18 protein-coding genes and 1 pseudogene are annotated in these 23,599 nt (G+C 50.8%); 8 read left to right on the top strand and 11 right to left on the bottom strand.

The features are described from left to right. Window position 1 precedes the first annotated feature (1 nt). The 3 genes from WM95_RS26150 (at window position 2) to WM95_RS26140 (ending at window position 1,956) form a co-directional block, all read left to right on the top strand. Complete coding sequence (locus tag WM95_RS26150; RefSeq protein ID WP_088545068.1) at window positions 2-703, top strand: hypothetical protein; 702 nt, start codon at window positions 2-4, stop codon at window positions 701-703. A 146-nt stretch (window positions 704-849) separates the two neighbouring features. Beyond that, window positions 850-1,581, top strand: a complete 732-nt coding sequence (gene traT / locus WM95_RS26145; protein ID WP_088545067.1) for a conjugal transfer complement resistance protein TraT — start codon at window positions 850-852, stop codon at window positions 1,579-1,581. Between the two features lie 42 nt (window positions 1,582-1,623). Then, on the top strand, window positions 1,624-1,956 hold the full coding sequence (locus WM95_RS26140) for a hypothetical protein (RefSeq protein WP_088545066.1): 333 nt from the start codon (window positions 1,624-1,626) through the stop codon (window positions 1,954-1,956). Between the two features lie 45 nt (window positions 1,957-2,001). Here the strand turns inward: WM95_RS26140 and WM95_RS26135 are convergent, their stop codons facing one another. Further along, window positions 2,002-2,313, bottom strand: a complete 312-nt coding sequence (locus WM95_RS26135; RefSeq protein ID WP_088545065.1) for a CcdB family protein — start codon at window positions 2,311-2,313, stop codon at window positions 2,002-2,004. Continuing rightward, window positions 2,310-2,558, bottom strand: a complete 249-nt coding sequence (locus WM95_RS26130) for a type II toxin-antitoxin system CcdA family antitoxin (RefSeq protein WP_088545064.1) — start codon at window positions 2,556-2,558, stop codon at window positions 2,310-2,312. The genes WM95_RS26135 and WM95_RS26130 overlap by 4 nt, the downstream gene beginning before the upstream one ends. A 250-nt stretch (window positions 2,559-2,808) precedes the next feature. Between WM95_RS26130 and traD the strand changes: the two genes are divergently transcribed. From traD to WM95_RS26115, 3 genes are read left to right on the top strand one after another with little or no spacing between them, the layout of a single operon-like run. Then, window positions 2,809-5,367, top strand: a complete 2,559-nt coding sequence (gene traD / locus WM95_RS26125; protein ID WP_088545119.1) for a type IV conjugative transfer system coupling protein TraD — start codon at window positions 2,809-2,811, stop codon at window positions 5,365-5,367. After that, complete coding sequence (gene traI / locus WM95_RS26120) at window positions 5,364-10,784, top strand: conjugative transfer relaxase/helicase TraI (RefSeq protein ID WP_088545063.1); 5,421 nt, start codon at window positions 5,364-5,366, stop codon at window positions 10,782-10,784. The genes traD and traI overlap by 4 nt, the downstream gene beginning before the upstream one ends. Before the next feature lie 27 nt (window positions 10,785-10,811). Then, on the top strand, window positions 10,812-11,600 hold the full coding sequence (locus WM95_RS26115) for a DsbA family protein (RefSeq protein WP_088545062.1): 789 nt from the start codon (window positions 10,812-10,814) through the stop codon (window positions 11,598-11,600). Between the two features lie 844 nt (window positions 11,601-12,444). Here the strand turns inward: WM95_RS26115 and WM95_RS26110 are convergent. The 3 genes from WM95_RS26110 to WM95_RS26100 form a co-directional block, all read right to left on the bottom strand. Continuing rightward, window positions 12,445-12,777 carry a hypothetical protein gene (locus tag WM95_RS26110; RefSeq protein WP_181008684.1) on the bottom strand — a complete coding sequence of 111 codons (333 nt, stop codon included), beginning with the start codon at window positions 12,775-12,777 and terminating at the stop codon, window positions 12,445-12,447. Window positions 12,778-12,968: 191 nt separating this feature from the next. Further along, window positions 12,969-14,116, bottom strand: a protein-coding gene (locus WM95_RS26105) for an IS3 family transposase (protein WP_085949497.1) whose coding sequence is annotated in 2 segments (ribosomal slippage) — window positions 12,969-13,879 and window positions 13,879-14,116 — 1,149 coding nt in all. Because the reading frame shifts where the segments join, the coding sequence is not laid out codon by codon here. Between the two features lie 153 nt (window positions 14,117-14,269). Beyond that, entirely contained in the window at window positions 14,270-15,259 is a 990-nt protein-coding gene (locus WM95_RS26100) for a tyrosine-type recombinase/integrase (protein ID WP_088545061.1), read from the bottom strand. 181 nt (window positions 15,260-15,440) lie between these two features. On the opposite strand from WM95_RS26100, the pseudogene WM95_RS26090 reads away from it, so the two are divergent. Beyond that, window positions 15,441-15,997, top strand: a pseudogene (locus tag WM95_RS26090) (IS1 family transposase); the annotation flags it as partial. Window positions 15,998-16,051: 54 nt separating this feature from the next. On the opposite strand, the gene WM95_RS26085 reads toward WM95_RS26090, so the two are convergent. Genes WM95_RS26085 through WM95_RS26075 form a run of 3 tightly spaced genes read right to left on the bottom strand, consistent with a single transcriptional unit; the run spans window position 16,052 to window position 19,727 of the window. Continuing rightward, window positions 16,052-19,132 (bottom strand): Tn3 family transposase, encoded by a 3,081-nt coding sequence (locus tag WM95_RS26085; protein ID WP_011787830.1) that lies wholly within the window; start codon window positions 19,130-19,132, stop codon window positions 16,052-16,054. A 23-nt stretch (window positions 19,133-19,155) separates the two neighbouring features. Beyond that, window positions 19,156-19,467: a type II toxin-antitoxin system RelE/ParE family toxin gene (locus tag WM95_RS26080; RefSeq protein ID WP_011918375.1), complete on the bottom strand. Its 312-nt coding sequence runs from the start codon at window positions 19,465-19,467 to the stop codon at window positions 19,156-19,158. After that, complete coding sequence (locus WM95_RS26075) at window positions 19,467-19,727, bottom strand: type II toxin-antitoxin system Phd/YefM family antitoxin (protein ID WP_011787805.1); 261 nt, start codon at window positions 19,725-19,727, stop codon at window positions 19,467-19,469. The genes WM95_RS26080 and WM95_RS26075 overlap by 1 nt, the downstream gene beginning before the upstream one ends. Window positions 19,728-19,896: 169 nt before the next feature. Between WM95_RS26075 and WM95_RS26070 the strand changes: the two genes are divergently transcribed. Further along, window positions 19,897-20,517, top strand: a complete 621-nt coding sequence (locus WM95_RS26070) for a recombinase family protein (RefSeq protein WP_011787804.1) — start codon at window positions 19,897-19,899, stop codon at window positions 20,515-20,517. A 117-nt stretch (window positions 20,518-20,634) separates the two neighbouring features. Here the strand turns inward: WM95_RS26070 and WM95_RS26065 are convergent, their stop codons facing one another. The 3 genes from WM95_RS26065 to WM95_RS26055 form a co-directional block, all read right to left on the bottom strand. Beyond that, window positions 20,635-20,967 (bottom strand): TraR/DksA family transcriptional regulator, encoded by a 333-nt coding sequence (locus tag WM95_RS26065; RefSeq protein ID WP_011787803.1) that lies wholly within the window; start codon window positions 20,965-20,967, stop codon window positions 20,635-20,637. 90 nt (window positions 20,968-21,057) lie between these two features. Next, on the bottom strand, window positions 21,058-21,912 hold the full coding sequence (locus tag WM95_RS26060; RefSeq protein ID WP_011787802.1) for a universal stress protein: 855 nt from the start codon (window positions 21,910-21,912) through the stop codon (window positions 21,058-21,060). 34 nt (window positions 21,913-21,946) lie between these two features. Continuing rightward, window positions 21,947-23,437, bottom strand: coding sequence for a SulP family inorganic anion transporter (locus WM95_RS26055; protein WP_011787801.1), 1,491 nt, complete (start codon window positions 23,435-23,437; stop codon window positions 21,947-21,949). Window positions 23,438-23,599 lie beyond the last annotated feature (162 nt).

The raw sequence follows: 23,599 nt of genomic DNA, 5'->3' as shown, positions 1-23,599 counted from the left end.
TATGATAAAAGGTAATTTAAGTAAAATTGCTTATTTTCCTGTCTTAATGATCTATGCAGGCTTACCGTTAGTGCATGATGTAATACCCTATCACAGGGTTTATAACAGCGAAGATTGGTTCGCATTGGCTGGTATGTATGTATTAGGTACTTTGATAGCATTTCCGCTTCTTTATCTTCTACGTAAATCTGACAAGAATGGATATGGTAATTCGGTAAATTCAATAATCCCGCGCGTTTTTATTACCGTATTAATGCAGTTAGTATGCCTATATCTCTTATGGAACGAGCCAGCATATCTTTATCTATCAATGGCAGTAATTATGGGGGCGTCCGCAGTGATCTTTGGTTACGGTAAGAAAGGACTTAACCTACTAAGAGATAAAGATACCGGCCATTTATACGAAATTCGTGGGGCTAAAGCATACAGATTGAATGACTTTGATGCTGCCAGGTTCCAATCAATTTCGATGAGTAAGGGCCTTCAGTTCGCTGAATTTTCATCCAGTGATGTTACTGGATTTGATGTAAGTTCATCAGTCCAATCTGTTAACCATTCTTTTAGTAATACAGATTTAATTATAAATCCTACATCAGGAATGCCGATGGTTGGTGGTATCTCTGGTCTGGATGTACACGGAAACAGTTGGGGTACAAACTTCAACGAACCATCAAGCACATATGACCCTAATCGGGGTTACTGAGAAAAAGGGGGCATAAGCCCCCTTTTTAATGCACCAACCAGCATTAACACTTCTGTTTATATAAATATCCATTCAAATCAGCCGATAACATTCCTGTTAGCTGTACCTCGCTAACGGGGATGTATTTCTATGCACAGGATGAACTCATGAAATTAAAACAATTAGCCGTTGTTGGCCTGATCGCTTCTGCACTGGCGCTTTCTGGTTGTGGTGCCATGTCCACCGCAGTGAAAAAGCGTAACCTCGATGTGAAAACACAGATGAGTGAAACCATCTGGCTGGAGCCATCATCAGAGAAAACAGTCTATCTTCAGATCCGTAATACTTCCGACAAGGACATGTCTGGTCTTCAGACGAAGATCACCAGTGAGCTTGCTGCCAAAGGCTACCGCGTGTCCAGCTCTCCGGACACAGCCTACTACTGGATTCAGGCTAACGTGCTGAAAGCCGAGAAAATGGACCTGCGTGAATCGCAGGGATTCCTGAAAACGGGTTATGAAGGTGCGGCAATGGGTGCGGCACTGGGCGCGGGCATTACGGCGTATAACTCGACGTCAGCCGGCGCAACCCTGGGTGTGGGACTGGCCAGTGGCCTGATTGGTATGGCGGCGGATGCGATGGTCGAAGACATCAACTATACGATGGTGACAGACCTGCAAATTTCCGAACACAGCAAGGCAACGGTTACTACAGACAATATCGCGGCTCTGAAGCAGGGAACGTCAGGCGTTAAGGTCCAGACCAGCACCGAGCAGGGCAACCGCGCCAAATACCAGACCCGTGTGGTGTCCAACGCCAACAAGGTGAACCTCAAGTTTGAAGAGGCGCAGCCCGTTCTGGAAGCTCAGCTGGCAAAATCTATTGCCGGGATTATGTAATTTTCAGGGCGGGTTTTCTCGCCCTGACTTCAGGAGTTAAAAATGAAAAAAATAAGCCAGTTCATCATGACAGTAGGGCTGAGTTTGGTGGTTGTAGGATGTTCTTCCCAAAAGAATACAGAAAATCCTGATAAGCAGGTGGCTGAGGAGTGTGTGAATAAAATTGATTCCATCGCAAAAGGGAAATCCGGCACGGTTAATCACCTGGGAATTCGTAAAGAAGACGGGGTGGTTGCCCGCGCTGGCGGAGTGGCGTTAAAAGAAGGTAAGCAAACTTGGCTTCCTTACGTGGAAGCTACCCTTCTTGATAATGGTGTGCCGGGCAGCGCATGGCGTAACTGTATGCAGCAGCATGGTGTCGATATCGGCTCCTGACCGTCAGTCAGGTGCGCTGATCGACTGGCGCACCTGAAACCTCCTTCAACTCCCGGTTACCAGAAAATCCACCGCGTTGACGAGAGTATCGCGTAGCTCCGCGCGGTAACTGTGAATGTCTTCTTCGTTCAGTTCGTGCAGATAAACGGTCTGGATGAGGTGTGTCATCAGAATGTATTTCTCATCTCCGATAACAACAATCGGATTGATTTTGCTCATGCCCGGGAGTGCTGGTCGCCAGCGTACAAACGGGATGATAACCCGCGTATTCAGGCTTTCCAGTGGTTCTGACTGAGCAATGACAAAATAGGGATAGTCAGGGTTATCCGGTCTGCGAAAAATTGTTCCCTGATTCATTTTATAACCCTCAACCCGTCACTGCTCCGGGGTATGAGATGTTCCTCCACAAAGCGATTACTGGCTTCGATGGCCGTTTTGTTTTCCTCTCGCCACATCGCCTGGCGTTTAAGCCGTACGACATCTTCCAGCGCTGAATTAAGCGTGGATGAAAGGTTGATGTTTAATGTCTTCGCTTCTTCAACAAGTGATACATCCAGCGAAATATTAGTGCTCTTCTTGCGTGGGCGCGGAGTGGTATTCATACGCATGTTCTCATGTGCATTAACTATGCGCATAAATATAGCGCATTGCCAGGTGTCTTACGAGCTACAGGGGTGTGTTCTTAACTCTGGCGCGTAAGTGCTCTACGGAAATCCCCAGCAATTTCGCGTCCTCGCATGACTGCGTCTGACGCAGTCATGTCTGCGGCGAGCGCCGGATTCTCAATTATTAACCCCTTACTGTAGTCACATTACCTCTCTGGTGATGGGATGGCTGCCGGACATTACAATTATGAGCTTCGCAGGAAAAAACCTCACCCAGGGCGGGCAGATGACCGCCTATCGCTGGCGCATGTTCATTCAGGTGAACAACTGGATAGGCTTCTGGATCTTCATCCTGTTTGCCGTAGTGACCAGTGCCATCTTTCTCTGGCGTATCCCGCAGGAAGCCCTCGATAACGGCTCTCTGTGGTGGTTTGCCAGCATCAACAGCAGTTTTATCGATCTGATGCCGGCCACGGGCACGCCGAAAATCTATGACGTGCACTACTGGTATGCCCCGACCTCGACGGCAATGGTTCTCAAAATGACCCTGCCGCAGATTTACACCGATCCGTACATGCAGGCTATGGGTGAACAGGTCCTGAATGAACTGGAGTGGGCGGCCGGCGCCAGCGGCATCTTCAGTATGGTGGTGTTTGTGGCCGTTACCTGGTTTATCGCCGATATCGGCCGAAAGGAGAGTGAGGACGAATACATTTCCGGGATGCAGCTGACCGACAAACCCGCCGAGGTCAACAAACTGTTGCGTAAAAATGGCGAGCTGTCCGATCTGCGTGTGGGGGACCTGCACATGGTCAGGATGGCTGAGGTGCTGAACTTCCTGATGCACGGCACTATCGGGGTGGGTAAATCGACCCTCATTCGCTGGCTGCTTGATTACATACGCAAACGTGGCGACAGGGCCATTATCTACGATTCTGGCTGTACCTTCACCGAAACCCATTACAACCCGGATACCGACTTCATTCTCAATGCCCACGATGAGCGCTGTGCCAACTGGCAGATGTGGGGGGAGTGTATCGATGCCGTCGACTACGACAACCTGGCTGCCAGCCTCATTCCTGTGGAAGGCGAGTCCGACCCGTTCTGGGTGTCCAGTTCGCGCACCATTTTCGCTGACCTCGCCATCCGCATGTCAGTTGACCCAGAGAGAAGCATAGAGAAATTCCTCAAAACCCTGCTTTCGCTCAGCATGAAAAGCCTGCGTGGCTACCTGGCCAACACACCGTCAGCCAACTTGGTTGAGGAGAAAATTGAGAAAACGGCCATCTCCATTCGCTCGGTGGTGACCAACTACGCCAAAGCGCTGCGCTACCTGCAAGGGCTGGATGACGGAACGAAACCTCCGTTCACCATTCGTGAGTGGATGACCCAGGCGCGTTACGACAACAGCTGGCTGTTTATCTCCACCCAGGCCCGCCACCGCAAAAGTGTGCGACCGCTGATCTCCCTGTGGGTGTCACTGGCCACGCTGATGTTACAAAGCATGGGGGAGAACAGCGAGCGACGTGTGTGGTTCATTATCGACGAAACCCCGAGTCTGCAACGCATCCCGGAGCTGGCCGAAACCCTGGCGGAAGCGCGTAAATTCGGTGGCTGTTTTGTGCTGGGGATGCAGAACATGGCGCAGCTGGTTCACGTCTACGGTCGTGAGCTGGCCAAAAGCATCTTCGACCTGATGAACACCCGTATGTATGGCCGTTCCCCGAGTGCGGAAATGGCCAAAGTGGTGGAAGAGGAACTGGGTAATCAGCGTAAACGCGAAATCCGCGAGCAGAACAGCTACGGTCTGGATCAGGTTCGTGACGGGGTGTCGCTGGGCAAGGACAAAGTCAACAACCCGGTCGTTGATTATGAGCAGATCATGCGCCTGCCTAACCTTAATTTCTATGTGCGTCTGCCGGGTGAATACCCGGTGGTGCGGCTGAAGCTGAAATACCGGCCATTCAAAAAACGCCATGCTGGTCTGATGGAACGCAACATCCGTGACGCGCTGAGTCCGGAGCTGGAGAAGGTTATCCTGGAGAATGAGCGCGCGACGACTGCTGCCGGGCTGACATTCCCGACCGGTGATGAGCTGATGGAAAAGGGTAGCGAGACTGCAACCAAAGCGGTGTCTGCGTCTGAACCAGCGGGTAAACCCCACGATGTACCAGCAAGTACACCCACAGTCACCAGACAAAAACCGGTCAGTGTCGTTCAGGCTGAACAAGAGCAGCTGCCTGAACGGGAGCCTGTGGCGGAGAAACCGGAGACGCAGAATCACAACACAGTGACAGCGCATGTCACAGAAGAGAGAAAAGATAACGTTGTATCACTGCGCCCCTCCGGACCACTGAAAGAGGCAGTGATGTTGAATACACCGCCTGCAGCATCCCCCGACACGACAACGTCAGCACCTGCTGCTGACTCTGCCGCTTCACTGCCTGATGCCCTGAAAACCCTGCGTAACCGCCACTCCGTGCCAGAACAACCTGCCGCATCGCCACTGGGCATGTTGCACAGGGCGCGTCAGCGTCCTGCATCGGGTGACAGTGATCAGCAGACAGAGGATAGCGCCGGTGGTGAATCCATGAACCTGGAGATGAAGGTGGCCGTACAGCCTGACGGGGCACTGACCGTGACCACGGCCGGAAAGAGTCTGCCACCTGACGCGCCAGCGGACGAACACCGGACTAACCGCCAGCTGGCGCAGGAAGAAGAAAACATTTTACTTCACCGTGACGCGGACGACCCGGGTTACGACGAAAACGACCAGCGTTATTACGACAGAGAGCAAGAATTATGATGTCAGTCGCCCCCGTAGCATCAGCCGGCGAGGCCGCCGGTTACTACAGCAATTCCGATAACTACTATTTTCTGGGCAGCCTCCAGAGCCTGTGGATGGGTGAAGGCGCAAAAGAACTGGGCCTTGAGGGCAATGTCCGTGGGGATGACCTGACGGCCGTGCTTGAGGGCCGTCTGCCGGACGGCTCACGGCTTGGCAAGGAGGTTAACGGACAGCACGTCCACCGCCCGGGCCATGACCTGACCTTTTCCGCTCCGAAAAGCGTCTCCATTCTGGCCTTAATCGGCAACGATAAAGCCATGCTGGAAGCACACAACCATGCCGTTCGTGTGGCCGCAGGCTATGTGGAAAAACTCATTTCCGCGCGCGATACCAAAGACGGTGTTACCTCCATTGTGCACACCGGCAAGATGGTGGCCGCCGCCTACACCCATGACACCTCCCGCAACCTTGACCCGCAGCTGCACACCCACCTGCTGATCGCCAACATGACGGAGTCCGGAGGGAAATGGAAAGCGCTGGCCACTGATTACATCCATAACGCCGGTTTTATCGAAACCGTCATGAAACACCAGGTCACGCTCGGCAAAATTTACCGCAGCGCCCTTCGTCAGCAGGTTGAATCGCTCGGTCATGAAGTGGAAGAAACGGGTAAAAACGGACTCTGGGAGATTAAGGGTATCCCGGAAGAGGTCCGGGAAGAATACTCCTCCCGTGGCCGGGAAATTCAGGGGGCAGTGGGGGCAGAGGCCACACTGCGCAGCCGGGATGTGGCCGCGAAAGACACGCGCCGCGCAAAGGTCGATCCGTCCCGCCTCCGGCTGATGGAGCGCTGGCTCGGGCAAATGAAGGAAAAAGGCTTTGACCTGAAGGCCTATCAGGAGAGTGTGGAGCCGCGCGATGCCGGGCAGCGCGATACGCCTCCACAGCCGGAACGGGTATCGCCAGTCATGCCTGTACGGGCTGAGCCGGAAGCAGGAACACAACCCGAAAAGGCCACCCGGACAGAGAAAAGCCCGCAGGTGGACGCCGCACCGGCGGTGCGGGATACCCCGGCGCGCCAGCCAGAACCACAACAGCCTGACAGCGTGAGTCAGTCATCCCCCTCGCTCACTCAAAATCTTTCACCCGGCAGGACGTCTCCGCCGGTGTTGTCGGTGCCCGCTGAGGTCCCGCTGCCGGACGTGGCAGACGCGGTAAGGATGGCCATCTCACAACTGAGTGACAGCAAGACCCGCTTCACATTCGGGGAACTGATGCTGACCACTGCTGAACTGAGTGAGCAGCTGCCGGCTATCCAGGCCATTCGTGACGCCATCGATGCCTCGCTGAAAGACGGCATGATTGTGCCGCTGGACAGTGAGAAAGGGGTGTTCACCTCCCGTATACACCTGCTGGATGAGTTGTCCATTCAGGCGCTCAGCCAGGAGCACCTCAAATCCACGAAAGTCGTCAGCTTCACCCGGCCTGAGCAGTACGCCCCGCCGGCTCTGGACGTGGTGGAAAAGGATTCTCTGGTTCTGATGAACGCGCCGTCCGGGGTTGCCGGCATTCGTGACCTGACCGCGCAGCTGACCGGGATTTCCACCGCGCTCGGGCGCGATGTGCAGGTGCTGGCCAGCTCTGCGGAGCGTGCCATTTCGCTCGCCAGAACCGATGATCTGCGCGAGCGTATTATCAGTCGCCAGCATGTCCTGAGCGGCGATTTTCATCTTAAACCGCAGAGCACCCTGATTATTGAAGGGGCCGAGCGTCTGGGGCTGAAAGAAACGCTGGTCCTGCTCGGCGAAGCCCGTGCGCAGGATGCACAGCTGGTCTTCCTCGACAGCGCGGGACGTCAGGCGAACGGCAACGCCATGTCGGTGCTGGAGTCCGCCGGGGTATCCCGTTCCCGCCGCACGGAGCCTGCGCCAGGGCTGGAGGCGGAGGTTATCAGCATCCCGGTCAAACGTGATCGCTATGAGGCGCTGGCCAGCCGCTTTGCAGAGCTGAGCGGCGGAAGTGAAAACGTCACCGCTGTCGTGGTCGGCAAGCGGGAACAGGCGCAGCTGACCGGACTGGTACGTGATGCGTTACAGAATGCCGGCCAGCTGGGACGGGATGGGGTGGATATCGAGGCGCGTCAACCGGTCTGGCTGGACAGTAAAACCCGCAGGATGACCGGCTCATACCGCGCAGGTATGGTGCTTGAGGATCGCAGTGATGCAAAAGAGCGTAAGTCGTATGTGATTGACCGGGTGCATGAAGACACGCGGGTGCTTTCTCTTATTGACGGCGATGGCGTGCTGACCCGGATGAAAATCGGGGATGTCAGCGCTGACTGGCGTCTGTTCAACCGCGAAACCCTGAATGTGGCCACCGGTGAGAAACTGCTGGCCGTGGCGGGCGACCGCGAACACAGCCTGAAGGCAAAGGACCGCCTGGAGGTCGCCGGTATCAGCGAAAAAGGTATAGAAGTCAGGCGCGGGGACTCCACCCTGACGCTTCCCGTGGACCAGCCACTTTACCTCTCTCACGCTTATGTCACTGCGCCAGGCGGACGGGATAACGATACCGGCGTCGTTCTCGCGGCGCTGAACAGCCGGGATATCTCGACACAGACCATGAACTCACTGGCACAGAGTGGCCATCGCGCGGAAGTGTTTACTGCTGAGGTACAGGACCGGGCAGAAGCGCGGCTTCAGCGTATGAAAACCAGCACCTCACCTGTGCAGCTGGTCCGCAGTCTGAGTGGCCGTGAAGATGTCAGCGAAGCCGTTGGCTCCCTGCACGACAATGTCAGAACGGAAGCCGGACTGGCGGTATGGCGTGCCATTAACGACCAGCGCGATGTGGTGTTCAGCGAACTGAAGCTGGCAACCCAGACTGAGAAATATCACCCGGATCTCGATTCCGTGGGGCATGAGATTGGCGCGATGATTAAAGCGGGGGAGCTGCTTCAGGTATCGGCCGGGGGCGAACCCATGCTGGTTGCCCGCGCGACCTGGGAGATGGAAAAGGCCATTCTGCGCGTGGTGAGCGAGGGGAAAAACACGCAGCAGCCGCTGCTGGAACAGATCCCTGACGCGGTGCTGAACGGTCTGACCGGCGGCCAGAAAGCGGCCACAACCCTTGTTCTGGGAACCACTGACCGGTTTATCGGGATTCAGGGATACGCGGGGGTGGGGAAAACCACGCAAATGAAGGCCGTGAAGGGGGCGCTGGAGACGCTCCCCTCTGATGTGCGACCGGAACTGACGGGGCTTGCCCCGACGCACCAGGCCGTAAAAGAGATGAATGATGTGGGTGTCCGGGCACAGACCATAAAATCCTTTATCGTGGAGCATGATCAGGCAACGGCTGCGGGTGAGAAACCCGACTACAGAGGGCAGCTGTTTCTTATTGATGAGTCCTCGATGGCAGGTAACCAGGACACGGCGGCCCTGTTCCAGGCGATAGCGAACGGCAGTGGCCGCGCGGTATCAATGGGAGACATCGACCAGTTCGAATCTGTGGATGTGGGTGCGCCCTTTAAGCTGATGCAGGAGCGCAGTCCGATGGACGTGGCCATCATGAAACAGATTGTCCGTCAGAAGGATGTGCAGCTGCGTGGTGCCGTCCACGACATCATTGATAACCGGATCGATGCCGCCCTGACGCGTATTGAGGCGCAGCCGGCTGACCGCGTGGCCAGAACGGAAGGGGCAACGCTGCCTGCCAGCCCCTTTCAGGAAACGGAAACGCCAGTGGCCGATATTGTGGCGGACTGGATTGGCCGCACGCCAGCTGCCCGGGCACAGACGCTTATCATCACCGAGCTGAACGCCGACCGTCAGGCCGTAAATGCCGGTATCCATTCACAGATGGCCAGCCGGGGTGAACTGGGTGAGCAGGCCATCACCGTTCCGGTGCTGAACAAAATCACCCATACCCGTCATGAGTTTAACAAGACAGCGGCATGGCAGACCGGCATGGTGGTGAAACGCGGCGACCGCTACCAGGATGTGGTGGCCGTTGACCGCAACGGCAACACGGTCACTGTCCGTGACGAAGAGGGCAAAATCGGGCTGTATTCGCCAAAACAACTCATTACGGGCGATGTGCAGCTGTTCAGCCGCAGCGAGATGGAGGTCCGCGCCGGCGACCTGCTTAAATACACGGCGACCGACAAGGAGCTGGGTCAGATGGCCAATCAGCGCTACACGGTGGAATCGGTCAGTGAGACAGGGCATATCAGTCTCAGAGGCGATAACGGGCGCGTCACCATCAACCCGCAGAATGTCCGGGCGCAGCAGCATATCGACTACGGCTGGGCAGTCACCGGATATGGGGCACAGGGGGCGAGCACCGATTACGTCATCGCACTTGAGGGGACAGAAGAGGGGCGTAAGGCGCTGGCCACCCGCCGCGCGTTCTATATCTCCACTTCACGTGTGAAGGAGCACGTCCAGATTTACACCGACGGAAAAGAGAAGTGGGTTAAGGCGGTCAAATCACCAGAGCGCGATATCAAAACGGCCCACGATGCGCTGGCACCCGAAACGCAGCGTAAGCAGGCAAAAGCCATCTGGGCAATGGGGCAGCCAGTCAGTAAAACTGCAATTGGTCGAGCCTGGGTGCGGCATCAGGGGATGCAGGAGGCGTCCCTGACGGCGAAAGTTATCCCGGCAACCCGGCGATTCCCGGAGCCTGCACTGGCGCTGCCGGTGTATGACAACAATGGCAAAAGTGCCGGTCTTGCCCTGGTTTCTCTGGTTCCCGGTCCGGAAGGTCGTATGACGCAGGGCGACACCCGCATGATAGCCACAGAACAGGCCCGGGGGGCCGTGTTACAGCGAAGTCAGTCCGGAAACACGATTGTGGTCAGTGACCTGACTGCCGCGCTCGATGCTGTCCGCAACCATCCAAAGGACGGTGTGGTATTGCAGACCAGCGATGAAGCACCGTCCTCATGGCTGCTCAGGGTCAGCGGTGGTGTTCCGCAGGATACCGTTTCAGAAAGCAAACTGATCCGTGGCCAGGAGGAAACAACGCATCTGGCAGAGAAAGAACTGCTGAGTAAGGCCGCCAGAATCGACAGTGAGGTGAAAGAGATGCCGGAACGTATTGTTCTGCCTGCTGAGGAGGCGCTTCGCCTCACACCGGAGATGCTGTCTGTTGAGGAACGAAATGAACCGGATGTCCCTGACAGAAGCTTGCTAAGGAGGGTCGTCAGTGCCGACAGCATCAGCAAAGATGAAACAGACCGTCAGGCCAGGGCTGACAATGAACCACTGCTCGGGAAGACTGCGACAGAACGGGCAGTGGCAAATCGTATTGTGAATGAACTGGCCAACAGTGAGCGGGATATTATTCGCCAGCCGGATATCGGCGAACGTGGGCGTATGCCGGAACATGACGAACAGACCCTCAGTCGTACCATTCAGAAAGAACGTTAATCCCCCTTTAAACATGAGAGTTCAGCAATGAAAGTAAACACAATAGCGGCATTAATAGTTACAACATACATTGGCTTTGGTTTTACCGCCCACGCCTCAGATCCTCAGCCGGTATTCAGCCCGGAGCAGGAAGCCAGGATCGGGGAAATAGCGGCAAATTACTTGGTGGCTCACCCGGAAATACTGGTCACGGTTAGCCAAAAACTTCAGGCTCAGCAGCAGGAACGGAAGCAGAAGATGTTTGCACTCAGCGTGATGGATAATCAGACCACTCTGTTGCAGGACCCTGATACCCCGGCCTTCGGCCCGGAAAAGGCGAAAGTGGCAGTCATCGAGTTTTTTGATTACCAGTGCGTGTTCTGCAACCGCTTCGCGCCGGAGCTGGAAAAAGTCATGAAAGCACAACCGGATGTCCGCTATGTCTTTAAGGAATGGCCTATCTTTGGCAGCCGCTGGCCAGAATCTCTTCAGGCCGCACAGCAGGGGCTGTCTGTCTGGAAACAGAAAGGAGCACAGGCGTATGTGACCTACCATAACGCCCTTTACGCCACTGGCCACAACGAGGGCGCCCTGACAGAGAGCGATATCAGGGCGGCGGCGTCAAAAGCCGGACTGGCAACGCCAGCGCAGGACGATAATACCGCATCCCTTGAGAAAAACAGCAGCCTGGCAGAATCGCTCGGCCTCACCGGAACACCCGGGATTATCGTGATGCCGGTCAGTGGTGCCACACCCGACACCATTACTGTTTTCCCGGAAGCCGTAACCGCTGACAGACTGCAGGCTGCCATGCGTAAAGCCGCAGCCGCGAAGTAAATACCCGGAAGAAGGCATTCTCCCGCCAGAGGATGTCATTCGGCATTCGCATGTAAATGCCATTCTGTTCTCTTGAGCTTCCTGTTAAAAATTACTCAGGGTAAAAATGGGGGGGATATACGTTTCTAGCCAGAAAAAGTGAACGAGTAAGCTGCCGGCCATCCCGCAGTTCCAAACCACCCCGGTTCAGAAGGAGAAGCAGGACAACCAGCAAGTCGCACTTTAACGGAAGTGACGCAGCGACGCCATTTCTGCCTGAGAAGAAGCCTTTCACCACTTAATTATTATGAGACATTGAGCTCAAATGCTGCGAACTACAGCGAACCGGTACAGGGTTTAGCCAGTATTATTAGTCAGTGTTATTGTGCAAAAAGTGCTTTTCATGCATTTTGCGCATAAAAATTTTGAATATTTTTTATATGGTTTAAACGCCGCAGAAAGCCCTCAGCGCGATTTTATGTCATTTGTGACGCGGATTCAGTTTACACAACCGAAGTTGTTTCCTGGAGCCGCTGGTTGCTGATACAGGCACAATGCAGTGCATTCACGGATCAATGATGTTCACTGAACTGTAGTGAATAGCTATGAACAGGAGTGGGCTTGCGGGGACTGGTTAGTCACAATAGTATAGTAATCATCAATACTAACCAGACAATCAGTAGTTATGGATTGAATGGTGTATTGAAACCGGATGGTTACAGGGTTTCAGATAACTGAATCGCATCCCGCAGCCAGAGATGGTTCGGCCAGTTCCGAAGCAATTGCGACCTGCCCCGTTCATTGATTCGTCATTGAATGGCTGAGGCCCCCGAAAGGGGGCCGCCTCTTTCAACACACAGATCCTCTATCTGTTGTTTGCTTCTTTTGGCTTCCCGGAGTTTCGTGGTTTTCTGTCTGTATCCATTGCTACTTTAAACAAGCTTAATGGCTTGTTAGGTATAGCTACACCCGGAGCGCCAGGACCTGTACGAACGAAGAAGGCAGACAAGATATGCATTCGTAGCAAGCGGTTCTCTTTAAAAAATGCCACACAAATTTTATAGGGTTCTATCTGTTTGGTGGCACTATTCATCATATGCAGCGTGAAATATTTTTCAGCATCTGTGTGATAAAGCGACATTGATGGAAGGTTAACGAGGATGTTGCGGATTTGCTTAGAGGCTTCATAACGTTCCATGCAGATATTCTTCTCTTCCCGACCATCTTTGTAGAGAACAGGAATGTTGAATGCAGTCTGCTCTTTTGCAAAGCAGTGAAGTCCATAAGTTACAACGAACTTGTAAGTGGCTTTTTCACCTTTGAAGGTGATTTCGTGCGCATCCAGATGAGACAGAGAAAACGTGTTCCCACTGAATCGCCACGGATAATCTAGACACTTCCGAGCCGTTGATAATACTGGTTTTCATATTCTGTCGGTGACATCTGTTCGCTAGAACCATGCCGACGCTTACTGTTATAAAACATTTCGATGTAATCAAAAATATCACTGCGGGCTTCTTCCCGCGTTCCGTAGATCTTTTTCTTTATCCGTTCACGTTTCAACAACTGGAAAAAACTTTCTGCAACCGCATTATCATGGCAGTTACCGCGACGGCTCATGCTACCCTCCAGGCCGTGTGATTTCAGGAACGACTGCCACTCATGGCTTGTGTACTGACTGCCCTGATCCGAATGAACCAGCACCTGTTTTTCGGGATTACGCCGCCATACAGCCATCAGCAGTGCGTTCAGGACAATGTCCTTTGTCATCCGGGATTGCATGGACCAGCCGATAATTTTGCGTGAGAACAGATCAACAACAACGGCAAGATACAGCCAGCCTTCGTGGGTCCTGATGTAGGTTATGTCCGTTACCCAACGCTCATCAGGAGCATCCGGATTGAACTGTCGCTGGAGCCTGTTGGGTGACACGATACTGGCCTCGCCTTTACGTGCCCGCGGGCTTCGGTATCCGACCTGAGCCTTTATTCCGACACGTTTCATCAGTCTCCAGACTCTGTTTACTCCGCACTGTTGCCCGCTGTCACGCAGATCCAGATGGATTTTGCGATAACCATAGACGCATCCCGATTCCAGCCAGAACTGTTTAATCTGTCCTGTCAGTCTCAGGTCTGCCTGATGGCGTTGTGAATGCGGCTGCTGAAGCCAGGCGTAAAAACCACTGGGATGAACATCCAGCACCCGACAGAGCAGGCGAACAGGCCAGCAACAGGAGTTGTCACGGATAAAGGCGTACCTCAGTCGGACAGCTTTGCGAAGTACGCCGCGGCTTTTTTTAATATGTCCCGTTCGTCGGTAACCCGTTTCAGCTCTTTCTGGAGACGGCGGATCTCGGCCTGAGCATCTGACTGTTCTTTATTAGTGGAAGAATCCGGACCGTACTTCTTTATCCAGGCATAAAGGCTGTGGGTGGTGATATCGAGACGTGTTGCAACGCTGGCAACAGAATAACCGCGATCAACAACCTGTTTGACTGCTTCAGTTTTAAACTCTTCAGGATAACGCTTACCGCTCATGGGCACCTCTCTTTAAGTCATCTTAAATGACTCTGAGGTGTCTGTTAAACGCGTGGCGATTCAAACACACCGGGTTTTCAGTCAACGGTAAATGCCCGTCTCACAGACTGTCCGATGAAATGATTATCTGATAAGTTAATAACTTGTTAAGGATTAAATCAGGTCCAGACGATCGCGGGCCGTGCGCAGGCGGGACTCACCCCGCCGGTCGTACTGCTGGGTGGTGGTGACGCTGGCGTGGCCCATCGCATCCTTCACGGTAATCAGGTCTTCACCGTTATCCAGCATGGCGGTGGCAAAGGTTCGACGCAGATCGTGCGGGGCGCATTTCGCTATTCCGGCCTGGCGCTGGCGCACCTGCAGGACATGGTACACCGCCTGATCGGTCAGGCGGTCGTTCGTCAGGGTGTCAAAGCGGCGGATGCGGGTGAACAGAGGCCCTTCCTTCTCCCCGCGAACTTCCTCAACCCACTTCTGCAGCCGCTGCCAGGTGCCGGCCGGCATATAGGCCAGGCGCTCCTTGTTGCCCTTACCCAGCACACGTAGTGCCCGCTCATGCGTGACAATGTCACGCAAGTCCAGCCCCACGGCCTCCGAGCGTCGCAGGCCGCAGCCAAGAATGACACCCAGCATCGCCGCGTCACGGGTACCAATACTGGACTCATCTGCTTCACAGGCGCCAAACAGGGCGCGGATCTCCTCCGGCGGGAGGGCCCGGCCGCGCGGGAGGCGGCTACCGCGCAGGTTACGTACCGCCCGGATGTGCTGGAAGCTCTCCACGTCCATCAGCCTGAGCATCCAGGCTTCCTTCGCCACTCCCTTGAGTGCTGAAAGATAGGTGTTGACGGTGGCCGTGGCCCGGCCGGTGTCGCGCAGCAGCTCGGTCACGGCCATCACGTGATGGCGCCGCAGGCTGCCCCAGCTACAGGACTCCAGGGAGACAGACCCGAGCATCCCGGCGACGATATTCAGGAACGAGGCCATGGTCTGCCGGCTGCGGGGGGAATTCAGGGACAGCAGGTAGGCCCGGGCCGGACTGAGCGGCGCATCGCCACCGGCCAGTGCCGGAAGAAACTCTTCATCCTGCGGAATGACAGCCGGCGACCGGATCAGCTCCGGACCATCATCGGGCATCAGTGTCATGACGGGCTCCGTCCGGGCCGGAAAACGTCCGGCGCACTGTGTGAAAAATCGTGTGAAATGATACTGATGAAACGTACCGCAGGAAGTCTACTTTTTCAAACGTACATTTTAATAAGCAGATAAAACGGTAATGGTGCCAACTTACTGATTTAGTGTATGATGGTGTTTTTGAGGTGCTCCAGTGGCTTCTGTTTCTATCAGCTGTCCCTCCTGTTCAGCTACTGAAGGCGTGGTGCGTAACGGTAAAAGTACTGCCGGACATCAGCGCTATCTCTGCTCTCACTGCCGTAAAACATGGCAGCTACAGTTCACTTACACCGCTTCTCAACCCGGTACGCATCAGAAAATCATTGATATGGCCATGAATGGCGTCGGATGTCGCGCCAGTGCACGCATTATGGGCGTTGGCCTCAACACGATTTTACGACACTTAAAAAACTCAGGCCGCAGTCGGTAAACTCACGCATACAACCGGGCAGTGACGTCATTGTTTGCGCGGAAATGGACGAACAGTGGGGTTACGTCGGCGCTAAATCACGCCAGCGCTGGTTGTTTTACGCGTATGACAGGATACGGAGGACGGTTGTGGCGCACGTATTCGGTGAACGCACGTTGGCCACGCTGGAGCGTCTTCTGGGCCTGCTGTCGGCCTTTGAGGTCGTGGTATGGATGACGGATGGCTGGCCGCTGTATGAATCACGCCTGAAGGGAGAACTGCACGTTATCAGCAAGCGATATAGGCTAAATTTGCCCAACGCGCCAAAAATGTAAAGTTAGCTTTAAATTCTAAAATCACTCACTTGAATTCTCGTTCTCAATCAGCGCTTGCTTCCAATATTCTGGTTCAGCATATCGAGCAACCAATGCATCGATATCTATTTTTGAGGTTGATGGACTAAACTCAAAATTGCCATACATATTGATGTGCTGCCATGCAACGGGCGAAATACTGTGAAGCTGAGCCAGTGCATTTTGATCTCCTACTGTTTGCTTCTGTTCATAGACACGAGATAGCAGCACTGTGTTGTAGTAAATGACCGCGTTGGTGATGAGCCGAGAGCATTCATTCCATATTTGCTGCTCCTCTTCTGTTTTTACTCTGAATTTTCCACCGTTAACAAATGCAACTGCTCGTCTAAGACGATGATAGGCTTCGCCACGATTTAATGCTTTTTGTACACATTGACGTAAGCCAACATCGTCGACAAAGTCGAGAATGTATAGCGTTCGGCATATGTTTTCCAACTCCCATAATGCTTTCTTGGTCTGATTCTGACGCGAATAGCTCGAGAGTTTGCGAACAATCGTGGCTTGAGTAACATCTTTTTGAGCTAGCGATGCCATGATCCGTTGAATATTGGGCCATTCACGTTCAATCAATTCATCGTTGGTTTTTCGGGCAGGCTTTATTAGCCAGTCACCACACTCATTGGGATGTTGTGAGCCGACTAACGTATCCATTTTCTTATGCAAATCACGATAACGAGGTGCAAAATGATATCCAAATGCATGCAAAATCCAAAAATTAACCTGATTGGTGCCATGGGTGTCAGTGGAATGCCGTTCTGGCTTTATATCAGAGGTATTGTTATGCAATAAATCGAAAACGTAATGGCTTTCATGTTCGTGAGTCCCAATAATCTTTGCATTTATAGGAACATGATTTGCAACCAACGTGTAGGCGCTGACACCTTTCTGTAAACCAAAATACTTGGGAGAATATCGAGCGTTAAGGGTGTTAATTTGCGTTTCTATCCGCTGACCATCGCTACTTGAATGAAGTGTGTCCTGAATATCATAGAGATGAAATGCGGGTAGCTGGCTGGTCGCATTACTAATCGCATCATTAGCCGCTCGTAATGTCTCCAAGCGTAGATAATTTCTTGATGTCCCCGCCATTGATGCTGAGCTAAGGCCTGAAACCTCAGCCATTTTTGCTAACCCCATGTTTGTTCCCATCGCAACAATACAGGCGAAAATTTCACGGGGATCAGCTTCATGCTTTACATAACGATCTAATACATGGGTAAATGCATTTAAAAATCCAGTATTACCCGCAACAAACCACAGTAGATCCGCAATACCAATTCCTGGTAACTGGCTGTAAAAATCGCTATTAACGGATTCATCACTGCTCGGATAAAGCAGCTTCCAACGACGCTTTTCGGCAGCCCCAATTACTTTAATATGTTTGTTGACCCCATCAGAAATATGTTGGTTAATCGCACTATAACGTGCTGCTAGCATAGTATGAAATACAGCCAGAGTATCTTGGATAGGGGCCAATAAAATGGGTGCACCAATATCTTGCAATACTCGTTCTTTATCCTGCCATCTAAGATCGCTTATTAAGTCATCTTCAAAGCGGCGAAATTCATTACTATGTTTAACGTACACATCACCCGCTTCCAGTGAGTTGCGTAGTAGGCGATAGACCAAAAACTCATAGCGATCTACATCAAGCGTTTTAAATGTTTTGCCCTCTTTACTAAACAAATATCGGCGTAAACCTTTAGGAATAATCTCAGTCGGAAATGAATTAGGGTCAGTTTGCCTTGGTGATTTTTCTGTGCGCAATAAGTTTTGTAAAAACGCGATAGCTTCAAGCAAAGGAGAGTCTTCTACACGTCCGGCAAAATCCAGATCAGTAAAAAGTTGCCTTAAGTTACGTTTGAATGTGGCGGATAATTTTGTGTAATGTGACCATTCAAATGCCGTTTTGTCGAAAGCAATATTGCGTAAGTAATCAGCAACTAATGGGAATCTCTCTTGTTCAAGCAATGCATAGGCTTTTTCTTTAATAATGGAAAAAGGTGTGTCATCGGTGATGGTGTCATCCGTAAACAGGCTCAATACATGACCCGCAGCCTGTAAATTTTTCGCTGCATTGGTAACCGCATTATTCATTGCTTCTTCAGCGGCACGCTTGGCCTGTTTCTCGTATTGATCGACCCAATGGAGCAATGCTTCAATTAAGTTGTCATTAATTTGCTGAAACCGATGAAAAGCAAAAAACAGCAGATATAACTGTGCAGTCTCTTTTTTCATGCGTTGAAGTTTATAAGTGGTATAAAACTTAACCATAGAAGCATAATACTTGCCGCTTTCATTGGAGATCCCCGCTGTTATGAGGAACTGCTTGGCAAACTCATGTAGAGGCTGGAAAAACTGCCGCCGTGCGACTTCATGTCGCAATTCTTTATAACTGAAATCTTTAGCTTCATGTTTTAATGCGCTGACGCGAAATACTCCTGACTCAGCCCGAAGCAAAGCCGCTAATTGCTGATCGATAAGTGAAGTCATGCAAGTGCTAAGTAATCGAGCAATACGGGTGCGTTCATAAGCCACCACTCTACCAATCATCTCTTGCATATACCGATAACTGGGCATGACAATACGGTGTAATGCTAAGTATTGGGTTAATTCACGAAAGATAAAGATAGGTTGTGTCGATAACATCGCAACCCGCTGTGCTTTATCTTCCAAATCAACTTTTACCTCATTATCACATTGTTTATACTGGAATAAATCAAGAATTGCTCGTTGTTGTTCAGCCCTAATCGGTCTTGAGGGACTTTTCAGTCTTGAAAGCGTTTTGGTGGGAAAGTACAGCGCGGCAATGTAATCCAAGTCATTTAGTACTGACGATTCTTGTTCATAACTGAAAAACTGCCGTTTGGCTTTGAAATAGCCCAGTTGCAATACTAAATGGGCTGCCACAGAAAACGTTCGGGTATTGTCGAATAGCTCGCGCTCTTTAGCACTTAAGTCAAAATATAATCGACGATCATCATCTGAGAAATGAGGTAATCCAAACAGTTCATCTATTTCATCAGTTGACAAAATAGATAGCCGCCGAACATCATTTTTCATGGTGCCCTCCCTATTTCACTACATCAAATAATTTCCCGCTCCGCGAGATGTGCAAGTGGAACCATACTTTTATGTAAGATCCCAAATACAACGAATTGATGCTCATGTTGGATGTAATAGATGACATGACTTGAATAAGGGAAGCTAAACACATTCATGCGTACCTCGGGTCTATTTTTCCCAAGGGTGGGTGTTTCAGCCAGCAGTTGAATCGTTTGTCTAAGTCCTGATAAATAGGTCTTCGACTGAGTCGTTCCCCATTGGGCTAACGTAAAGCGGTGAATACCTATCAGATCAGATTGTGCATCGGGCGTTAAATGATAAGTTACCGGCATTAGTCATACTGCCCTGCGGCCAGCTCATCAAAAAAGGTATTACCATCAACCAAATTGCCCATTTTGATGTCAGTTATGGCTTTCACCGCTTTGGATTGAAGCAAATGTAATTTTAGTGTCTCGATACTTTGGTATGCATCAGCTGAAATAACAACGGCCACAGGCTTGCCATTTTTATTAATTTGGATTGGAGCTTGTTGAGCTTTGAGCAACAAATCTCCAAAGTGAATTTTTGCTTCATTGGCTGAAAGAGTGTTCATTTATCACCTTTAAACGAATCGTTCGATTCGCTCAATTTACACCAGTTGGGCGATAAAAGTCAAAAATGCACCCTATCAAAATGTATACTATTTGATAGCTCTGGTTATTACCTATCAAAACTACTATCATAAGTGCATTATCAAAACCTTTAAAGAGATATGGTGATTTATGTCCAAAGTTGGTTATGCTCGAGTGAGTTCCACGGGTCAAAGCTTAGAAGTGCAACTGGGCAAGTTACATCGAGCTGAGTGCAATAAGATATATCAAGAAAAACGCAGTGGGAGGACGGCTGAACGGTCTGAATTTCAATCTTGCATGAGTTATTTACGTGAAGGGGATACCCTAGTGGTAACCCGACTCGATCGTCTTGCTCGCTCAGTCGTCCACTTAGCCCAGATTGCTTCGCGTTTTCAAAGTGAAGGTATTGATTTGCTCGTTATCGATCAGAACATTGATACGAGCACTTCGACTGGGAGACTCATGTTCAATATGTTGGCTGCTATTGCTGAGTTTGAAAATGACTTGCGGACAGAGAGGCAAGCTGAAGGTATCGCAAAAGCACATGAAAATGGAGTTAAATTTGGTAGGCCTGTAAAACTTACGGACACCTTAAAACAAGCAATTTATGATAAAAGAGCTGAGGGGGCCACTATTGGTCAGCTTGCCAAGGAGTATCACCTTGGAGAAGCTTCTATTTATCGGGCAATAAATTCAGTTAAGCAATCAATTGTTTCCCCCTACTCGATAGATGTTAAAGAGCTGCGAGATTATGGAAAATATAAAACGTGATTGATACTGACTATTGTATGTATTGACGTTTAAAATTAGCCTTACTGTATTAACGTAACATCAATAGGTATGATAAATTTTCCTTATCTAAAGAGCCTTAGCCTAACATTAATATTTCTACGAACAGTTAATGCAGCGAGTCACGGTAGGATCAAACATAAGCCGATTCAAATCGATATCTTCACCACAGACAAAACAGCTGCCATATTCATCGCTATTTATGCGCAATAATGCACCTTCAATAACTTGTAACTGATGCTGCTTGCGTCTCGCAGTTTCTAATTCCATTTGCTGTCCTTGCAATGCATCTATACGTGAAAGACGTCCGAGTCGTGATTGGTCAAGTTCGACAACTTGCACATCACTCGTTTGTGCTGCAATCTGCGCTAACAAACTTTCCAGCATTTGCTGTAACTGTAAATGCAGTTGTTGCTTTAGCTGCTCGTTCATTTCACCTCCAAACTTAAGCGTCAGAACCTATCTCTATTACTATGCACTAACCAGCGTCTTGGATACTGATTAGTGCAATATCAATAGCTGTTAGCGCAATAATAATAATGGGATATGGCTTTTACTGATCATCTTTGTGGTATTGCTTCCCACAAAAAACTCTCTTATCCGCGAATGGCCGTAGGCCCCCATCACCATAAGATCGATGTGATGCTCAAGTTGATAGATCTCAAGAGCCGTTTGAACTTCTCCCTGACAAACAGCGGTAACCACATTGAAATTCGCCGCCATCAGAGATTCGGTCACCAACGCCAGTTCTGCTGTCGCCTGTGATTGAGCATCAGACACCATCACCAAATGACATTCAAGCCCTTTTAAGAGTGGACTTGTTAGCACTTGATTAAGGGCTTTTTTCGCAGTAATGCTGCCATCGTAGGCAATCATAAATCGTTTCGGTGCTTCAAACTCTGTCATCACCACTAAAATAGGCTGCTTAACTGTGCGAATGACGTTTTCTAGATGGCTGCCAATCGCCTGCGCTTGATCTTGATGTTGCTCCCCTTGACGCCCCATCACCACCAATCTGGCATGGGATTCTTGCTCTAACAGGGTTTCGACTAAATCGCCGTGACGCTGCAAGGTTTTAACCACGACTGCAGGTTGTGCCTCCACGATGCGCGTTTGCGCATCTTGCAACATATACTTACCCTGCTCGAGTGCCAGCTTGCCCCGGCGCGCTTCGAGCTCAACCATTTCATTGAGCAAGTGCTCCCGTGTACCTAGGCCAATATTTCCCGACAGATCTGACTCTATCGGATAGGCTGACTTATCCAATACATGTAATAGGATTACAGGGGCATTCAGTTGAAAGGCGGCCCAGCCACTGGCATCACATACAGCGGATGTCACATTTGAACCGTCAATACAAGCAATCACATTTGTCATCGTTTTATTCCTTTGTTGTTGTGTTGCTAATGGCTTAGTGACCAGACATCATTTTTTCAACTTCTTCTGGCTTATCGTGTACCCCAAATTTATCGACTATGGTGGCACTGGCTTCGTTAAGGCCAATCAACTCAACCTCAGTCCCCTCGCGGCGGAATTTAATCACTACCTTGTCGAGGGCCGATACCGCGGTAATATCCCAAAAATGTGCTTGAGATAAGTCGATAGTCACTTTATCAACCACTTCCCTAAAATCGAATGAATTACTGAACTTATCTGATGAAGCAAAAAAGACTTGTCCAATAACCTGATAATGGCGACCAGTGTCAGCAGCAGTCGTTGTACTCTTAACCACCATAAAACGTCCCACTTTATTAGCAAAAAATAGGGACGCGAGTAATACACCTACAAATACCCCAATTGCTAAGTTATGGGTAGCGACCACGACCACAACCGTCGCCACCATCACAAGGTTGGTTGACATAGGATGATGCTTAAGATTACGGATTGAATCCCAAGAGAATGTACCGATAGCCACCATGATCATCACGGCAACCAGTGCCGCCATAGGAATAAGCTTTAACCACTCTCCTAAAAACACCACCATCACAAGTAAAAAAACGCCTGCAGCGAAGGATGATAAACGTCCGCGACCACCCGATTTAACGTTGATGATCGACTGACCAATCATAGCGCAACCAGCCATACCGCCCATTAAACCCGCGCCGATATTGGCAATACCTTGGCCCTTACACTCGCGATTCTTATCGCTTTGGGTATCGGTTAAGTCATCAACTATGGTGGCGGTCATCATAGATTCCAGCAAGCCCACCACGGCAAGGCCGGCCGAGTAAGGGAAGATGATCATCAGAGTTTCAAGGGTCAAGGGCACTTCAGGCCAGAGGAAAATAGGTAAAGTATCAGGCAGTTGTCCCATGTCGCCGACAGTACGAATATCTAACCCCATATAAACCGCAAAAAGCGTTAATCCGACAATACACACGAGAGGCGAAGGTACGGATTTACCAATCACAGGGATGAGTGGGAATAGGTAAATGATACCGAGGCCAGCTACCGTCATCGCATATACGTGCCAAGTCACATTGGTCAGTTCGGGCAACTGGGCCATAAAGATCAGAATCGCCAGTGCATTCACAAAACCCGTCACCACAGAGCGGGAGACGAAACGCATCAAGCTACCGAGTTTTAAGTAACCCGCAGCAATTTGCAGCACACCGGTTAATAAGGTCGCCGCGAGTAAATACTCAAGGCCATGTTCCTTTACTAAGGTCACCATTAACAGTGCCATCGCGCCTGTTGCGGCAGAGATCATGCCAGGACGGCCACCAGTAAAGGCAATAACCACAGCGATACAGAATGAAGCATATAGGCCGACCTTAGGATCGACACCTGCAATAATAGAAAAGGCAATTGCCTCAGGGATTAACGCCAGCGCTACCACAATACCGGCTAACAGATCTCCGCGTATATTGGAGAACCACTCTTTTTTCATGGTTTGAATCATGTTACTCACTCTGATTAAAATTAAATCAATAACAAAAGCTAACGCTAGCCATATACACAGATGTGCAAAGACAAGAGCTTTTTCGTCAACGTGACGAATCAATATTAGATTTATGGAGGTACAACAAAAGCTACCGAAGGGTAGATACTACGAACGGATCTG

The sequence above is a fragment of the Enterobacter cloacae complex sp. ECNIH7 genome (genome assembly GCF_002208095.1).
GTDB lineage: Bacteria > Pseudomonadota > Gammaproteobacteria > Enterobacterales > Enterobacteriaceae > Enterobacter > Enterobacter cloacae_M.
This window is presented reverse-complemented; position numbering and strand designations above follow the sequence as displayed.

Bases quoted from the DNA above. Each gene is read 5' to 3' on its own strand.
- WM95_RS26065 (WP_011787803.1), bottom strand. From the start codon at position 20,967: ATGAACGAGCAGCTAAAGCAACAACTGCATTTACAGTTACAGCAAATG.
- WM95_RS26070 (WP_011787804.1), top strand. From the start codon at position 19,897: ATGTCCAAAGTTGGTTATGCTCGAGTGAGTTCCACGGGTCAAAGCTTA.
- traD (WP_088545119.1), top strand. From the start codon at position 2,809: ATGAGCTTCGCAGGAAAAAACCTCACCCAGGGCGGGCAGATGACCGCC.
- traI (WP_088545063.1), top strand. From the start codon at position 5,364: ATGATGTCAGTCGCCCCCGTAGCATCAGCCGGCGAGGCCGCCGGTTAC.
- traT (WP_088545067.1), top strand. From the start codon at position 850: ATGAAATTAAAACAATTAGCCGTTGTTGGCCTGATCGCTTCTGCACTG.
- WM95_RS26110 (WP_181008684.1), bottom strand. From the start codon at position 12,777: ATGGAACGTTATGAAGCCTCTAAGCAAATCCGCAACATCCTCGTTAAC.
- WM95_RS26085 (WP_011787830.1), bottom strand. From the start codon at position 19,132: ATGAAAAATGATGTTCGGCGGCTATCTATTTTGTCAACTGATGAAATA.
- WM95_RS26150 (WP_088545068.1), top strand. From the start codon at position 2: ATGATAAAAGGTAATTTAAGTAAAATTGCTTATTTTCCTGTCTTAATG.
- WM95_RS26135 (WP_088545065.1), bottom strand. From the start codon at position 2,313: ATGAATCAGGGAACAATTTTTCGCAGACCGGATAACCCTGACTATCCC.
- WM95_RS26055 (WP_011787801.1), bottom strand. From the start codon at position 23,437: ATGATTCAAACCATGAAAAAAGAGTGGTTCTCCAATATACGCGGAGAT.
- WM95_RS26080 (WP_011918375.1), bottom strand. From the start codon at position 19,467: ATGCCGGTAACTTATCATTTAACGCCCGATGCACAATCTGATCTGATA.
- WM95_RS26100 (WP_088545061.1), bottom strand. From the start codon at position 15,259: ATGACACTGATGCCCGATGATGGTCCGGAGCTGATCCGGTCGCCGGCT.
- WM95_RS26140 (WP_088545066.1), top strand. From the start codon at position 1,624: ATGAAAAAAATAAGCCAGTTCATCATGACAGTAGGGCTGAGTTTGGTG.
- WM95_RS26060 (WP_011787802.1), bottom strand. From the start codon at position 21,912: ATGACAAATGTGATTGCTTGTATTGACGGTTCAAATGTGACATCCGCT.
- WM95_RS26075 (WP_011787805.1), bottom strand. From the start codon at position 19,727: ATGAACACTCTTTCAGCCAATGAAGCAAAAATTCACTTTGGAGATTTG.
- WM95_RS26115 (WP_088545062.1), top strand. From the start codon at position 10,812: ATGAAAGTAAACACAATAGCGGCATTAATAGTTACAACATACATTGGC.
- WM95_RS26130 (WP_088545064.1), bottom strand. From the start codon at position 2,558: ATGAATACCACTCCGCGCCCACGCAAGAAGAGCACTAATATTTCGCTG.